The sequence below is a fragment of the Flavobacterium piscisymbiosum genome, assembly GCF_020905295.1.
Lineage (GTDB): Bacteria > Bacteroidota > Bacteroidia > Flavobacteriales > Flavobacteriaceae > Flavobacterium > Flavobacterium piscisymbiosum.
The window spans coordinates 5,881,445-5,898,866 of record NZ_JAJJMM010000001.1; the positions used below are offsets into that span (position 1 = coordinate 5,881,445).

Here is a 17,422-nt window from a genome sequence, read left to right on the forward strand (position 1 = left end):
ATAATTAACCTTTTGAAAAATGTTAAAGTATAAAAATATACATTTAAAAAATAGCTAAAAACAGGTGTTTTTACGTGTTAATTTAAACGCTTTTTTTTAGTACTTTTAGAATCCCCAAACATAACTTTGTATGGATTCTAAGAATCAAAACTATATTGAAAAACAAAAATCTCACTATTTAAATCAATTCACTAAAAGGGAAATTGATATAATTAAATATATTGGAGATGGCTTAAACAATACCGAAATAGGGCAAAAACTCTTTATTAGTGCCCTTACAGTAAAAAAACATCGCAATAATATCCTGGCAAAATCAAATTGCAAAAACACTGCGCAGCTTATCAAACAAACTGTTCTTCAGGGTTTAATATAATTCTTCATTTTTGATAAATACATCTTTTGGAGTATTTCACAGTCTTAAACAAATGTTAAATTTGTAAATATTTTTTGATAGAAATTACGATTACCAGATAGAAATGTTAATATTTTTATTTCGCTTAATTGTTATAATTTTTTCTGGACAAAATCTATAAATAGACCTTAAATACAAATCCAAAAACAAATCAATTATGAAAAAACTACTACTATTAATCGTGTTTCTCAGTTTTGCTGCATTTAGCTGGGCACAAATTACAGATCCAGATAAGAAGTCCTTAGAACAATTATCTGCTGATTTTGCAAAAATTAATAATCTATATAAAGAAGAGAAAACAAAACTGGAGGAACTAAGTAAAGAACTTTTAAATAATCAGAAAGAAAGCATTGTACCGAAAATAACATAACAACTTAAAAAAACCACAAAATATAGAACTGAATTAGATTCAATTTATAAACTATACCTTAGCTACAATAATATTCTTTTAAGTAAAAAAAACAAACAAGAAGATATATATCAGATAGCCAAAATTGATTACAAGATTGAAAACAACGATGTTCAATCAGTAAGTTCAGAAACTAAGAATTATCTCTATTTTGGCGAAAACAAAATTATTCCCGAAGATGAAGGGCTTTTTGGCAATAAAATTGCAAAAACCATATTAGACAATTCTTTCTCTGCGGAAAGTAAAACATATCTTGGAGATTTTAAAATTCCTCAGGACAAGCAAGTACTTACAATTTATAATTATAAAACCAAGGATGAAAAAAAGGCTTTCTTTAAAGAAATCAAGATTCATCTAAAAGAAGGAAGTATATGCGATTTAAAGTTAATTGTTCTGGATGAAAAAAATAATGAATTACTTTTTGAAAATAGAATACCAATAAATTTATTAATACTTTCAACAATAGGCCCTAAAACCCGTATTCAATTTAAAACGGCAAGTTCAAACAATAAAAACGAAGCACTTAATACAGGTATTGATGAAAATAATTACATTACACTATCCGATGTTCTTCTTTACATTCCAAATCCCGGTGAAAATTATATTCCCGAAGATCTGACTCTAACCTTTCCTACCAAAAAAGATAATATTCAAGAAAACATAAACAATCCGATAATTTACAAAGTCAATCAAGATACGTCACTACAAAATATTGTAGAACTAAGAACCTATACTGACTTTCTTGGTCTTTTTACAGATAGTCCAAATGGAATTATACAATTAGAAGGAAAAGCTGATTTTTATATTGCACCTCTTAATTTACCTAACAGCTCTGTATATATTTTTAAAAAAATATCTCCTTTTGTTAACTTTTCACGTCTTGATAAAGACGTTAGATACCTAACATTAAATGAAGTAGAACCCAATACTAGAAGCATCACAAACTCCCTTGAAATAATAGAGAAATCATATCTTCAAATGGGGTTAAATATTAATGTCCTCTCTTTTAAGATAAGAAAAGAATTTCCTTTTGATATCAATTTTTATGGAGCAACAAGATATCTAATTTCAGATATCATGACTCCAGACAGCACTGTAGTAAATTATAAATCTCTTGGTATTGGCGGAGGAATTTCACTCGAGTTTAAGCGTTACAATAATTTCGGATTCACTTATTCAGCTGAATTAACAAATTATAATTCCAAAAGCTTCAATGAAATTGACGGAATTATTAATCCTCAATCATTTTTAGTTTTTCAAAATAAGGCAGAAGTATATTTTTTTCCAGGTGAGACTAAACAGCAAGCAATCTTTTTAAGATTTAAAACATTTAATAATTCAGAAAAAGATAATAATGAAGCTTTTTATCAATTACAATTTGGATATAGATTTTCTATAGGAATAGGGAAAATTAAAAATTAATGTTTTATGAATTTACAACTAAATCGTTTGATTCTTTACAAATCAAACGATTTGTTATTTACCAGGAAATCATTATTTATTCAACGTCTTTTTTATAATAAAACAAAATACTAAATAAACTCATTCATATCTGTTTTTGATCATTTTTCTATAGAAATTTGAAGTATATTCGCCAAAAAAATTATGCCACTGATTTTTTTTGCCATCCAAAAACAATTAAACCTACATAGAATGAAATCTTTACATTTATTACTTATTACGTTATTTTTTGTTGCTGCACAATCTCATGCTCAGGTTCATGTAGATCAAATTACGTACAATGGTCGTGATCATTATATTACCACTACAATTGGTTATCCTGTTCCGGGAACTTATATCCCTACAGGACAAAAAGCACCCAGTACAGTTTTAAATCCTGACGGTACCGGATTTATTCAGGCAGATGATTTAAGCAAAAGCAAAATCAACTGGGGAATAGAATGTACAGATGAAGGAATTCCTGTTTTTAAAGAGGGTTTCAATAGTGCATCGTATACCTTTTGGTACAGAACAAATGATAGTGATGCCTGGATATATTCTCAATTTTCGATTCATTTTGCCAAGAAAAAAATGTTTTTAATGGGAGAAAGAGTAAAAGAATATGTAGATTATAATGTTCAATAATAGGATCGAAAATCATAACGAAAATAAACATTTCTCGTTATTTCAAAAAATTACTACAAAAAAGAAAACGTTTTCGTAGATTTTCTATTATACCTATAATTTTTCCCATAAATTCTTATAAAATTAAAAATCATACCTAATTTTTATTTAATTTGCGGTAAAATTCAATATATTAAACATGGTTTCAATCACACGCCTTTTTGATTTTCCCTATTATCAACAAGAAACTTATAACCTTCCGGTTGCCTTAGCAACCAAAAAAAATGGAGTCTGGGAAAAAACATCTAGCCAGGAATATATTGCAAAAGCTAATGCTATTTCGAGAGCATTATTACGTTTGGGCATTCAGAAAGATGATAAAATTGCCCTGATAACTTCGAACAATCGTACCGAATGGAATATCATGGATATTGGTATTTTGCAAACCGGTGCGCAAAACGTTCCGATCTATCCCACAATTGCCGAAGAAGATTACGAATATATATTAAATCACAGCGGAAGTATTTACTGTTTTGTATCTGATGAAGAAGTACTTAACAAAGTAAATGCGATAAAAGCAAATGTACCCACATTAAAAGAGGTTTACTCGTTTAATGAAATTGCAGGATGTAAACACTGGACTGAGTTATTGGCTCTTGGTGAAGACGAAAGCAATCAGAGCGAAGTTGAAGCCCGAAAAGATAGTATTAAGACCGATGATCTCGCTACAATTATTTATACTTCAGGAACAACAGGAAGACCTAAAGGTGTAATGCTTTCGCACCAAAATATTGTATCGAACGTTTTAGACAGTGCGCCAAGGATTCCGTTTGATCCGGGAAAAAGTACTGCTTTGAGCTTCTTGCCTATTTGCCATATTTTTGAAAGAATGATTTTATATATCTATCAATTTTATGGTGTATCGGTTTATTTTGGAGAATCGATTGATAAAATTAGTGATAACTTAAAAGAAGTTCGTCCTACGGTGATTACAGCCGTACCAAGACTTTTAGAAAAAGTATACGATAAAATTTATGCCAAAGGTGGTGAACTAACCGGTATCAAGAAAAAATTATTTTTCTGGGCTATCGATTTAGGTTTAAAATATGAGCCTTACGGAGCTAATGGTTTCTGGTATGAATTTCAGTTAAAAATTGCCCGCAAACTTATCTTTAGTAAATGGAAAGAAGGTTTGGGAGGAAATCTTGAATTAATGGTTTCCGGAAGTGCTGCTTTACAGCCACGTTTAACGAGAGTTTTTGCCGCTGCCGAAATTCCGGTTATGGAAGGTTACGGTTTATCTGAAACTTCTCCCGTAATTGCTGTAAACGATCAAAGAAACAAAGGTTTCAAGATTGGAACGGTTGGTAAAGTAATTCGCAACGTTGAAGTAAAAATTGCTCAGGACGGAGAAATTCTTTGTAAAGGACCCAATGTAATGTTAGGTTATTTTAAAGATCCTGAAAAAACTGCCGAAGCGTTACAAGACGGATATTTTCATACAGGAGATATTGGTGAGATTGACAGCGAAGGTTTCCTTAAAATTACAGACCGTAAAAAAGAAATGTTCAAAACTTCAGGAGGAAAATATATTGCCCCTCAGTTGATTGAAAATGCAATGAAACAATCTCGTTTTATTGAGCAAATCATGGTGATTGGTGACGGAGAGAAAATGCCTGCTGCTTTTATTCAGCCTAATTTTGAATTTGTAAAAGAATGGGCAAGACTGCATAAAGTAACTTTAGGAACTACTGACGCAGAAATCAGCGCAAATGCTGATGTGATTAAACGTATTGATGAAGAAGTAGAGAAAATCAATGAGAAATTTGGTCACTGGGAAAAAATCAAACGTTTTGAGCTTACTCCTGATGTTTGGTCTATCGATGGCGGACAATTGACTCCAACATTAAAATTAAAGCGTAAAATTATTAAAGAGATCTACAAAGATCTTTACGCTAAAATATATGGTCAGAATTCACAATCAAAATAATATAACCAAACGAAAACGGCTGTCTCACAAGACAGCCGTTTTTTATTTCGCGAAGATTTCCTTCAATTGGCAAATGAGTATCTAACCACTCGAGAAACGGATTGTTTTTTCCGGATAGCTCTTCTGATCTCCTCTTTTAGAGAACAGAGTGGCGAAATTTGAAAAAAGACGTTTTTTCCCAGAATATTCTCCTGACTTTTCATTTTCTGCAAAAGCGGTTCTTTTTCTGATCTTTTTCTCTGCTTCAACAACTGCTTTAGCATTGTAGCTGTTTTCAACTTGTATTGCATCTTCCATTCTACACACTTTATTAAAGTTTTTAAAAGGACGCGGTTGAAAATCAACCATAATCGCAGCCAGATTTATTGCATCAATATTCGACGGATCTGTTTCTCCTTTCAAGAAGGTTTCAATAGGTCTGAACTTGTCTTTTTGATCCTTAAATTTCTTCTTTTTCGTGTAATCAAAATCTATAGAAAATAAATTTCTAAAAACATTTAAGTCATCCTGAGTTACTCCATTCTCGAAAATAAGCCAACAGAAATCACGTAGTTTTCCACGAGACGGACTGTACAAATAATCAAAGTACTCGCCTTCTTTTTCTATCTCGTATTTTTTTCTAATCGCTTTTTTGTATCTATCTAATGTATTGTTGTTCATGGTATATATTTTTTTATTTTATTAATTATCTTAGGAAATTTTGCCACTAAGGCTCAAAGACACTAAGCTTATTTTTTTCTTTGCTGTTTTACTATTCTAAATCTTCTCTAATTGTAAACGCTTCATTCCAAAATCAGATTTTCTTAGTTTACACATTCTGCCATCTGAATTATGGTGAAATACAATTCCTTCTATATCATTTTCTGATAAGAATTTTTCCAAGTCATTAAACTCAAAACTTGAAAATTCAAACACTTCACACCTGTGTTTAATCAGCGTATGCTTTTCTAAATTTTCGGGATTCCCCTGTACTTTAGGTCCGCATAATTCGAATGTTCCGTCTGTTTTAATTTCCAGATTATCAAAACCTTCAAAGAAAAATTTATCCTCAGATTTTGACCGATCACATTTTACCCAATGCGGATGATGCCCTGTAATTAAATCCGCTTCCTGACATGCAATTGCATTCGCCGGAATTGAACGTCCTTTTTTAACATCAAATCGTTTGAATAACTCTCCGTTAATAATCGCCGCAGCTGTTCCGTCAAATTTTCTTGTCGCAATAGCCTCGCCATTTGTTACCCATGCATTTTCGGCATTGATCTTATTTATTACTCTTGCCAAATTCTTTTCATCTTTAGCAAATAATGTACTTATCTTTTTCATTTTATATTTTTATTTAAAGTGACCCTTTGATTTTTTTACTTGCCGCGAAGGCTCAAAGACACTAAGTTTTTTTACTCTTCACTATTTTGTCTGCTTCTCGCAAAAACGCCAGATCTTTAATTCAATTCTTTATAAAAAAATCTTTGTGCCTTAGCGCCTTCGTGGCAAAACTTTACTTTTTAGGCATAAAAAAAGCACCCGATTAAAGGTGCTTCATGAGATTGGGTAAGACATATCTATCCTACTGCCATTCATGCACCTGTATTGTAAAACATCCAGAAACGAATCCTGGGGCTTGTAATGCTACGCTATATGAGTTATATTTAAAATCCATCTTATTTGTTGTTGTATTTTTAAATCATTGTTGTGAAATTCTATCTTCAAATTTCTTCGACAAAGATATAGTTGAAAAGATCAATTATCCAAAACATTTTTAATATTTATTTTACTGATTATCAATTAGTTAAACCAATAAAAAAACATAGAAATGGCTGTCCGCATACTTGTGCAGATTCTTATTTTTATCAATTGACTGTCTATCATCAAATTACTTTTCAAGAGTATAATTCCTTAATTAGTCGTATCATGTAACATTTCATCTATTATTATTTTAATTTTTTTTAGTTAAAAGTTATTTTTTATCATTTTCTATCCTACTAAGCAATATAAATTATCATCCTGAACGATCCCGACCCTGTCGGAAAAGTGTCGTATTTCGACTTCTCTCAGTGTGCAAAAACAAAAAAAGCGCCCCAAAAAGGACGCTTTTATATATTTATGTTGAGTTTGTAACTACAATTTACACTTCAATTCATTAAAATACATATTACATCCTGAACCTTCAGCCGAGATAAATCCGGCTAAACGATCACTATATTGTCTTACTGACAGATTGATATATATGTGTTTTGTTTCCATTTCAGGACCAAATGTACAATATATTTTAACATTTGCATAGTATTCGCACTGAAATATTTATAAGACAGCGATCAATTTTAACCTAAATTTTCCCTTAAAAAAGCCTATAAACCTTAATAATTTTATATTTTTGAGAATATACGCACACATTATTTTTTATCAAATTCAGTCTTAAAAATACCATGAAAAAATATTTAAAATACATAGACGGAAATTCTGATAAGTTTTGGCAAATTGAAGTTACAGGATTAGAATATACTGTGACTTACGGCAAAAACGGAACATCGGGAACTTCTCAAACCAAATCATTTTCTACAGACGAAGAATGTCTGAAATCAGCAGAAAAAATACTGGCCGAAAAAGTAAAAAAAGGATATTCAGAAACTGGTGATGTTGCTTTGACTTCAAAACCTAAAACCGCAAAAAGCGCAAAATCTGATGAAGTTCTGGAAGAATACGACGCAATTGTAAAATCTAAAAATATAGATTTACTATTGCCTTTCCTGAAAGAAAAATCAAAGGGGAATATTGAAGCTCTAAAAAAGCTCATCAAGAAAAGTAAACGCTATTTTATGACCTATACTGATCTTACCAAAGATCCAGGTTATGTAAAAAAAGACAAACACGATTATGGCTGGGGAACCCGCGGCGATAAAAAACAAAGTGATATTATTACCCTAAGTGCAATCGCCTTATTTGATAAAGCAGATATCAATTCCTGGGATGAAGCTTTGAGCTTGCTGAACGAAATTGATGAAAAACCTCAGGTGATGGAGGTTTTATTATGGGCAAAACCCAATTGGCTTGATACTTTTATTTTAGACAAAGTAAAAAGGCAAGATTGGGTGGGATTTAATTATCATACGCTGCGCCAACTCGAAGAGCAGCATTTATTAGCATTTAATCCTGAATTATACGCTTTGACACTTGCCGCAACAAATGAGTGGCGTGCCAAAATGAAGACCAGAAGGTTCATTAATAATTCATTAAATGATCAACTAACCTGGAAAAGGGATATTCCGGAATTGTTTAATTATGAAACGATTCTGCACAACAGTTTCTTTAGGGAAAATGACAAACAAAAACATGATGAATTCCAGACCTGGGCTGTTATTTATAAATCCTTATTAGAGGAGAAAAAGATGGAACGTGCGTTTTTTATCGAAAATGCCATCCAGATTCAAACCAAAGAATGGAACAATAACCTGAAATCGTTCTTTAGAAAAAGAATAGAAGAATTTAATGTTACTGCCGATGAACTTATTCTTTACCAGGAAAACATATTCTCTTTTCTACACAATCCGTATCCGCCTATAACGAGTTACGGAATTGAACTGATTAAGAAAATTTACGATCATCCAAAATTCAAAACCAAATCATTTCTCGAATGGCTTGAACCGCTTATGATGCGCAGTGATTGCAAAGCAGCTATTAAAAACGTTTTGCCAATTCTCGAGAAAATAAATAAATCAAACCCAAAACTAAGCACCGCTATATCATCCATTATTGCCGATGTTTATGTGATTGCTGATCTGGCTTTGCAGGAACGTGCTACCAAAATTATTACCAAAATTGCGAACGTAAAAGATAAAGTGCTAAAAGAGAAATTATCCTCATACGTAACGCTGATGCAGGGAAATATCAAATCAGGGTTAACCCAGTTTTTAGACGAAGATGCTCTGGTTGTTGATGATGCTGCTCATGAAGAATATACATTCGAACCTCATCGAGAATTATTGCTTACAGAAGAAGTTCAGTTGCCAAAGGATTGGAACGATGTCGTTTTTCAGTTTGGAAATTTCATCAATTCAGAAGAAACGGTTGATTCAGAAATTCTACTGAACATTTATATCTCGCAACGTGATTTGTTTCCGGCAGATTATAGCGCGCAATTGCAGCCTTATGAAAAGCAATTGCAGAAACATTATTTTGAAGCCACTCACAAAAATTTCGTGAAGGCATTTTTACAATCTAAAATCGCCAACATAGATAATAAATTCAATAGCAAAGTCAATCATTATTCAAAGATTATTACCACTTTGTTAATGCAGCCTTTAATGGAAAAAGTACAGCAAAAAATAGATTCAAATTCTACTTTGCCCCTGCTCTCTTTCCCGAGTCATAAACCGTATTGGGTTGCTCCAAAGGTTTTATTAGAAAGGGTTATTGCCTATCAAAATACAAAAGAAGAAATTGATGCTGTCGATCTGGCTATTGCAATTGCCCGTATGCCAAGAGAAAATGTTGCAGAAGCCATTCCGTTATTGGATAAGATCGAAGGTGAACTCAAACCCTTATTATCCTTTTGTCTGGGCGTAAACGAGAAAGTCGAATTAGACGATACTTCTCTGTTCTCGAAACTATTGGCAACAATGGGAAAAACGACCAAAGAAACCGGAAACCTATCGCTTTGGGCCGTTGCAGCACGAACATTTTATCCTAACGATACTTTCCCCGAATTTGAGAATACGTATCTAAAAGAGATTCCGTTTGTGGTATCTCCTTTTAAACCTAAGGTCGAGTTTAAGGAAAAATGGAACGAATGGACGAATTATCAAACCAAAGAAAAAGAACGAACACCATCCTGGTACGAACTAGGATTTGATTTGCCTAATTATTCTAAGATCCCCAATTATTTGCTTTATAGCCAGGATATTTACAAGAGATCAAACACTTGGGATTATAATATCAATTATGCCGGAAACACCTATTTCTGGCACAGTATTACACCGCAAAACTCAGATGCTCTCGCGTTGACTTTATTGCACAATTGTAATATTGCCGATGGAGCAAAACCGGAATTAAAAGGTTTTCTGGACGTTATCAACAGACCGGAGTTTAGATTCTCAGATATTAGCCTGCTTTTATATGCCTGCTGTTTCTTTCAGGAAAAGAAAGATTTACGATTAATGGCTTCAGAAGTTTTGATTCATCTTATCGAAAAACAAACTATAGATATCGAACTTTTTGCTCAGAAAATAGCGTATCTCGCAACCGAAAAATATGGCGTATTTTTAAGATTAGTCGACGGATTAATTGCCATAAAAGATGTTTCTCCTTTGCATAATAATGCTTTATTGAAGTTGCTGAATTCTTTCTTTGCCAATCTGGATTTAAAAGATAAATTGCCAACCAACTTCAAGAAAATAATAGAAAATTATCTGGATATTTTAACGAAAACCAATCAGAAACCATCTACGGAAGCCATTGTTTTCTTCGAAAAATGGAAAGATAATGCATCGCTTAAATCATTGATTAAGCAAATTTTAAAATAAAGAAAAATGACAGATCTCGAATATAATTATAAAGGAATTTCGACTTACAGTAAAACCAAAGGCATCAACAATCTCGTTCTGGCGCATCAAACCGAAATTGAGGAAGTCAATAACATTCCGTGTTTTTTCTGGGGAAGTCTGACAGATCCATATGTCACTGCAAAATGCTGGACTACGATTGCCAAAGTGGTTCGTTCCAGTTTTGGTCCCATTCCGCCAAGTTTGCGTGATCCTATTGTTTCGGCAGGATCTGAGCGATTGCGTTTTGAAGGTTTTTCGTCTTGCAACGGTGTTTATGTACGACTGGATATGAAACCTGAAGCGATCGACGGAGAATTTATCGCCAACGGAACTACGAATGTCGATTTTAATGATCCGATGCTAAATGCTTTAAATGCGATTCAGAAAAACGAAAAAGTAACGCTTGCCGTGGGTCAGCAGGATGTTCAGGTCATTACCAGCAAAGCAAAAGTAACGGAGAAAAAAGTGACTTTACCTATGCGCTGGATAAAAGGTTTAACGAGCGTTCAGTTGTATCTGGCGGATATGGATATTAAGTTTGAACTGAACAAAATTCAGACGATTCAGTTGTTTCAGAGTTTACCAAAAGGAACCGTAAAAGGTGATTTTTTTATTACCAAAAGAGCCGGAAAATTTATGTTTTCGACTTTGGCTACAGCCGATAGTGTCAGAATTGGCGGCGTGCAAAGATTGCGCTTGTTAGAAGGAATTCTGGCGATTGTAGACAAAATCTTCATTTACGAATCGACAGACAAACAAACTTGTGCAATTGTGGCCGAATTTGGAAAGATGCAGCTTCTCATGGCTTTTTCTCCAGATTCGTACCGAGGATTTTCGGGCGAAGGAAATGTACTCGAAACCATGACCGAAAACTTACCTATAGAATGGGTTTACGGACTGAACAGTTTATTAAAATCGAATGAAACTTTTGACCCAACGATGCTTTCTATCGAAAATGATATCGATTTTGGCACGATGGACAATCTGACTTCGAATTTATCCTCGATGGGATTATTGGGCTATGATTTAAGCGAAAAAGCACATTTCTATCGTCGTCTCCCTTTTAAAACCGAACGTATTTTATCGCTCAACCCAAGACTTAAAAATGCCAAGAAACTATTAGCCAACGAAGACATCGAAATCGTCGAACGAAGAGCCGATTATATCGAAGCCAAAGTAAAAGGTTCCGGCGTTGTACACAAAGTCATTATCGACAATAACTCGCAAAGATGTACCTGTGACTGGTTTACGGCTTATCAGGGCAAAAGAGGGATTTGCAAGCATATTTTGGGAGTGAAGATGATGATTTCTTAGAAATTATACTTTTATATATAAAGGAAAATCGCCCTGATATTGGGGCGATTTTATACGCAGATTATACGGATTCGCTTTCGCGAAAACGCTGATTTGTATGGATTTTTTTAGATCATTATTTTGATTTCAAATTCACCATTTTAATTTAAGTGAGAAAAAACATATATTTACAAGTGCAAAAACAACGAAAATTGTATTTTATCAAATCAACCTTGTTTTTTACCGATGAGTATTTTTTTAAAGAATTTTAAATACCTTTGAATTATGAGCACAGAAACTAAACCAAAACACATTGGCCGAAATATTAGCCGAATAAGAGAACTTCGCGGTATGAAACAAGGAGCACTTGCTGATGCTATTGGCACTAGCCAGCAAACTATTTCTGGCATTGAAACCAGTGAAACTGTTGATTTCGAAAAATTGGTACAAATTGCAAAAGCACTTGGCGTGACGGTAGAAGCTATTGAAAATTTTACAGAAGAATCTGTTTTTAATTTCTTTAATAACTTTTACGATAATAGTTCAAGTCAGGGAAATAGTTTTAATCAAGGCATGAATGCTACTTTTAATCCATTAGATAAAGTTGTCGAACTTTACGAACGTTTGGTTCAGGCTGAAAAAGATAAGGTTGAGTATTTAGAAAAATTGATGAAATTGAAATAATATTTCTTTTTCTTTATATAATAATTGAAAAGCGCAAACTTTTAAGGTTCGCGCTTTTTGTTAAATTAAAATATAATTTAATTTTTAAGCATAAGATATATTAAAAACTTCTTTTTTATTATCTCTTTTAAAGTTTTTAATCAGTTCATTCATTTTTAATACTTTGAGAAACTCTTCATTTTCAGTAGTCATTTTAAGAGATAAACCTTCCTCTTCTATAATATTAAGAAATTTATCTCCCATCTTTTGTAATAAATCTGAAATATCGTATTCATTATCTTCATCAGAAACAGCTAAATTAAATAAGCTAACTTTATATTTTTCTTCTAAATCAGAAGTAATTAGTTCATCAAACATTTCCGCGGTAAAATTCAAAGATTTATTTTGAAGATAAAACTCCGCTATTTTTTGTAAAAGCTCTATATTCTCAGATTCAATTATCTCAGTTTCTCTTTCAATAATAATTGTATTTAAAGATTCAATATTTAACTCTGATTCCAATAAACTTTCCAAAAATTCAATATCAAAATTGTAAGTACTTAAATTTGAAATAAAATCATCTTCATATGTTTCAATTAGTTTGACTAGGACATTTTTATTATTTTCAAATAATGATTCAAATTCCTCTATGTCAAGTACAAAAAAAACTTTTTCTTCTAAAAATAAAATTCTTGAATCTATACTTATTCTATTAGATTTTAAAACCAAATCTCCCGAATCTACAAAAATTGTTTCAAAAGAGATATCTAAAAGATTTTTATCATTTATTAGACAGTATATAAAATCAAAACAGGATTCTTCATCATCAAAAAGAACTTCTAATTTTTGATAAAGTTCAACTATTGACAGTCTTGAATAATTCTCTTCTAAATTCAAAAAATTTGTTAATATTGAAGTTGATGGTCCTTCCCAATTATAATATTTAACGATATTTTCCCAAGAAGATAAAATTTTATTCTCATCAACTAAAGATATAATAATCTCTCTTGAAAGAATTTTACCATAGCTACCTAGTTTGCCTTCAAATCCTTTTTTAATTATTTGCAATTTATTCTCTAAACTAAGTATTTCATCATTTTGCTCTAATAAATACAGGACTTCTTCAGGTTTTTCATTGACATTTCTCTCAATCTTTAGGTAAACATTTTCAACATATTGATTCAAATTTTTGCTAATTCTTTTGTATAAAATTGATTCTTCTTTAGATTTTAAAAAACCTAGATTTGAATGTAAGAATTGTTTGGGATCATGACTATATTTTTCATCAAGATGAGAAAAAAGATATAAATTTTTTTTAGTTATTTGATATAAGTTATGTTCATAAACCTTAAGTAATAACCCTTTAATTTTTTCTGAATAACTGATGGAATTAAACTGAACTTGTAATATCTGCAGTGTTTTTATAAAAGCATCACTATTTATTCTTTCAAATATATCTTTAAGTAAATCTTTATCCGAATTAATAAAATTAGTTATTCCTTTATTTTTATTCAATTTAAATAAAATTCTGTCATCAATATCATCAGAAAACAATTCAATTAGATCAAACAAAATTTTTCTTTTTAAGTCCTCTGAAAACCTTGTCTCTACTAAATTCCAGAATTTATCCCATTTTGTTATTTCAACATAAAAGCTAGATAGAATATTATTATCATTACTTACTTTTCTCAGAAACCCTTCTATAAAATAAATGCTCTCATTATGGTAATTTTGAATTTGATCTAGTACAAAATCAAGTTTTTCATTTCTCAAATTAGGATTTTGACAGTCTTTTAATAAAAATTCAAAAATATCATAGATTAAAATTGATTGATTTTTGAATCTAATGTCTATTATACTTTTTACCAAATTCTCTACGTCCTCAATTTTTTCATTAAAAGAAGTTAATTCATTTTGATTTATTTTCATCATTAATTTATGATCACTAGAAGATAATGAACCTGGATGAAAGTATGAGACGTATTCTATAAAATCTTCATTCACATAATCATTTTTAAATAGATATTTAAATAAACTAATATTAGGATGTACTTTATTTTCAATAAATTCTTTACCATCAACATTTCTATATATTTTAGAAGAGTAAACTAATTCTAAAAAATGATCAATTCCTTCATTATAATTTTCACATAATTCAAATAAACTTAAATTTTTAATATTTTGTTTTTCATTATTTAAATGAATAATCTTCCTCTCCAATAAAGCTATTTTATTCTCATGAAAATCTTTAATAAGTTTTTCTCTTTGATCATATGATAATTCAATATTTACTCTACTTTCAACCTCTTTAAAAGAGATCTTTGACGCATAACTATCTGTATAATCATAGCCAAACTGAACATTATCAGATTCTTTTATTTTTTTAAAGTTTTCATCAGTGCTCAAATCACCTAATTTCGTTTCCTCAATATCTTTTATTTTTACTTTGTGTTTTTCATTAATCATTATTATCAGATTAAAAATATAAATATTTCTTAATTCATTTATATCTCTCACAATTTGTCCACTTAATGCCTTCTCTAATTTATCCTTTTCTTCCCTTTCATTTTTTAATTGATCATTAAAATCTGAAATAATTTTTCCTAAACCTTTGTCATTTTTAAAATCTTTTTTAAAGACTCGATGTAATTTCGATTCGTTTTTTTGAATTAGTGCAAAGTCATCAGGAAATATGTTTTTATAAAAAATGATTGCAAAGAGTTTATTTTTATCAATAATAGGTTTATCAATAATTAAAATCTCATTATATAATTTAAATTCATTACAAATATTGATAACGGTACGCATATCATATACATAATTAGAAACTTCTGAAATGAAATTTTTGTCTAAATAACTTTTAATTTCTTTTCCAGACTCATCTTCAGTCTTTCCTTTGTTGAAAAAACTATCTAATTTTGAAAGAAACATGTTTTTGGAATTACTATAGTCAGTAATTGGTATGACTGGAATAATGATATCAAAGAATTTCGTTTTATCTTCTAAGATTAATTCATCTTTAACAGAATAAATAAATTTAACTGGCTGGATAACATCTTTTGACTGCTTAATCAAAATAGAAAGTTCTCTAATTTTAGAATATAATTTTATAGCTATATCATCATTAAATCTATCAATATCTTCAATAATGACAATGTTGGTATTAGTTTTTTCGAAGAAATAAATTATTTCATCAATATTTCTATTAAAAACAGATAATGTTTTATCAGGGTTTTCATTAACAATTTCAAGGCTACTTGGAGTTAATTTTGAAAATTTTATGTTTTTTATCATATCATAAGATTTATAGAAAATATAAAAAATACCTGCAATAAAAACAAAACGAATGAAATCAATATCTGTGTTCCTTTCTTTAAAGAAAATAAGTTTATCATTGATTTTTTCAAAAAATAAAAAAATTAATGAGTAAAACCACAATGTCAATAAACATATAAAAATTAATTTTCGAAAAGGCTTTGTAAAATCAATTCTTTTATACGAAGATTCTTTGATTTTTATTTTTTTCTCATAATAAAGAATTTGCTGAACTATACTAGTTTCAATTAATTTTTCATCAGATTTATCATCTTTAAAACTCGCGAGTGAAATATGTAAATATTCATTACCTCTATTACTTTTACAAAATTCATTAATGATTGTACTCTTTCCTGTTCCAAATCCACCTGTCAATGCTATATTAATTACGTTTTTATTATGTATTGCAAAAAATAAAGCATCTAGATAAGTTTTTATCTGACCGTCTCTTTTATCATTAGGTAAATTTGCCGTTAAATCTTCAAGTAATAATTCATTTGGGGTAGAATAACCTTTATATAGATTACTTTCAATCTTACTTAGATATTCAATAATATTTTTAAATAATACTTGCAATTGCTTAATCAAAAACTCTTTAAATATTTTAAACATATCGATTAAAAACTTCTTGCTTCTCTTAAAAGATAACATAATTATTATGATTGCTAATAAGACTAAAATATTTGATTTTATGTATTCTATCATGTAATCCAATTGTATTATTAATAAAGTATTAAATTATAAACTATATAAGCCAAAGCTACCAATTAAATCAAAGATAATTTTACGGATTTCCACAATATCTTACTTAGTGCTTAATCCTCAAATATAAATAAACAAAAAGCCTTTAAACCCAGTAAAAATACCTGATTTAAAAGCCAACAAATAAAATCTCTAATACAATACCTAACAGGTTTCTAAAACCTGTTAGGAAACGCTAAATCCCAAAAAAGCTTTTAGAATTCCTAGTAGTTTCCTCCGCAACAATAATCCCCGAAACTCCTTTAAACTGCGCAACAGTTGCTGCAACAAAAGGCAGAAAAGCTGGTTCGCAACGGCGTTCGTGGTATTTTTTCAGGAGATTATTGGGTACGTTTTTTGGCAACATGAATGGCGCATCAGTTTCGATCATCATTCGGTCCAGCGGCACGTACTGAATCACTTCTTTTAAATGCTCAAAACGTTTACTGTCGGATATTGCTCCGGTAAAACCAAGATAAAATCCGTTATCGAGATAGGTTTTGGCTTCGGGCAAAGTTCCGGTAAAACAATGCACAACGGCTTTTGGCAATTGTGGCAAATAGTCTTTGGTAATATCCATAAACTTTGTAAAAGCAGCTCTTTCATGCAAAAACAAAGGTTTCTGAACTTCAATCGCCAATTCTAATTGGACTTTGTAACAGGTTTCCTGTACATTTCTGGGCGAAAAATCACGATCAAAATCGAGTCCGCACTCGCCTACCGAAACTACCTGTTTCTGTTTTAATAAATTACGCAGTTTCGAAATACTCTGCGCATCAAAACTTTTCGCATCGTGCGGGTGAATTCCGGCTGTAGCGTATAATATTCCGGGATATTCTTTTGCTATTCGTGAAGATTCTTCGCTGTTTCTTACGCTTGTTCCGGTTAGTATCATTTGCGATACGTCGGCATCTAAAGCGTTTTGTACGACATCGTCTATGTCGTTTTGGAATTGTTTATTGGTTAAATTAATTCCTATGTCTATGTATGTCATT

The 17,422-nt window shown here is 30.9% G+C and carries 12 protein-coding genes; 8 read left to right on the forward strand and 4 right to left on the reverse strand.

The window, feature by feature from the left end:
* The first annotated feature begins 130 nt into the window (after nt 1-130).
* The 5 genes from LNP81_RS24745 (at nt 131) to LNP81_RS24765 (ending at nt 4,875) form a co-directional block, all read left to right on the forward strand.
* On the forward strand, nt 131-373 hold the full coding sequence (locus LNP81_RS24745) for a response regulator transcription factor (RefSeq protein ID WP_230039998.1): 243 nt from the start codon (nt 131-133) through the stop codon (nt 371-373).
* 196 nt (nt 374-569) lie between these two features.
* Nucleotides 570-782 (forward strand): hypothetical protein, encoded by a 213-nt coding sequence (locus tag LNP81_RS24750; RefSeq protein WP_230040000.1) that lies wholly within the window; start codon nt 570-572, stop codon nt 780-782.
* A 1,017-nt stretch (nt 783-1,799) separates the two neighbouring features.
* Nucleotides 1,800-2,243, forward strand: coding sequence for a hypothetical protein (locus LNP81_RS24755; protein WP_230040001.1), 444 nt, complete (start codon nt 1,800-1,802; stop codon nt 2,241-2,243).
* A 231-nt stretch (nt 2,244-2,474) separates the two neighbouring features.
* Nucleotides 2,475-2,906, forward strand: coding sequence for a hypothetical protein (locus LNP81_RS24760; protein ID WP_230040002.1), 432 nt, complete (start codon nt 2,475-2,477; stop codon nt 2,904-2,906).
* A 178-nt stretch (nt 2,907-3,084) separates the two neighbouring features.
* Complete coding sequence (locus tag LNP81_RS24765) at nt 3,085-4,875, forward strand: AMP-dependent synthetase/ligase (protein WP_230040003.1); 1,791 nt, start codon at nt 3,085-3,087, stop codon at nt 4,873-4,875.
* Nucleotides 4,876-4,956: 81 nt separating this feature from the next.
* Here LNP81_RS24765 and LNP81_RS24770 read toward each other — a convergent pair whose 3' ends face one another.
* Nucleotides 4,957-5,535: a hypothetical protein gene (locus LNP81_RS24770; protein ID WP_230040004.1), complete on the reverse strand. Its 579-nt coding sequence runs from the start codon at nt 5,533-5,535 to the stop codon at nt 4,957-4,959.
* 96 nt (nt 5,536-5,631) lie between these two features.
* Complete coding sequence (locus LNP81_RS24775) at nt 5,632-6,201, reverse strand: hypothetical protein (RefSeq protein WP_230040005.1); 570 nt, start codon at nt 6,199-6,201, stop codon at nt 5,632-5,634.
* Between the two features lie 1,100 nt (nt 6,202-7,301).
* Between LNP81_RS24775 and LNP81_RS24780 the strand changes: the two genes are divergently transcribed.
* The 3 genes from LNP81_RS24780 (at nt 7,302) to LNP81_RS24790 (ending at nt 12,392) form a co-directional block, all read left to right on the forward strand.
* Nucleotides 7,302-10,394 (forward strand): DUF6493 family protein, encoded by a 3,093-nt coding sequence (locus LNP81_RS24780; RefSeq protein ID WP_230040007.1) that lies wholly within the window; start codon nt 7,302-7,304, stop codon nt 10,392-10,394.
* Between the two features lie 6 nt (nt 10,395-10,400).
* Nucleotides 10,401-11,729, forward strand: a complete 1,329-nt coding sequence (locus LNP81_RS24785; RefSeq protein WP_230040009.1) for an SWIM zinc finger family protein — start codon at nt 10,401-10,403, stop codon at nt 11,727-11,729.
* Between the two features lie 264 nt (nt 11,730-11,993).
* The gene (locus LNP81_RS24790; RefSeq protein ID WP_230040011.1) at nt 11,994-12,392 is read left to right on the forward strand and encodes a helix-turn-helix domain-containing protein; all 399 of its coding nucleotides are present in this window, start codon (nt 11,994-11,996) and stop codon (nt 12,390-12,392) included.
* An 84-nt stretch (nt 12,393-12,476) separates the two neighbouring features.
* Here LNP81_RS24790 and LNP81_RS24795 read toward each other — a convergent pair whose 3' ends face one another.
* Complete coding sequence (locus LNP81_RS24795) at nt 12,477-16,391, reverse strand: YobI family P-loop NTPase (protein ID WP_230040013.1); 3,915 nt, start codon at nt 16,389-16,391, stop codon at nt 12,477-12,479.
* A gap of 232 nt (nt 16,392-16,623) precedes the next feature.
* Nucleotides 16,624-17,421 (reverse strand): TatD family hydrolase, encoded by a 798-nt coding sequence (locus LNP81_RS24800; protein WP_230040015.1) that lies wholly within the window; start codon nt 17,419-17,421, stop codon nt 16,624-16,626.
* Nucleotide 17,422: the final 1 nt, after the last annotated feature.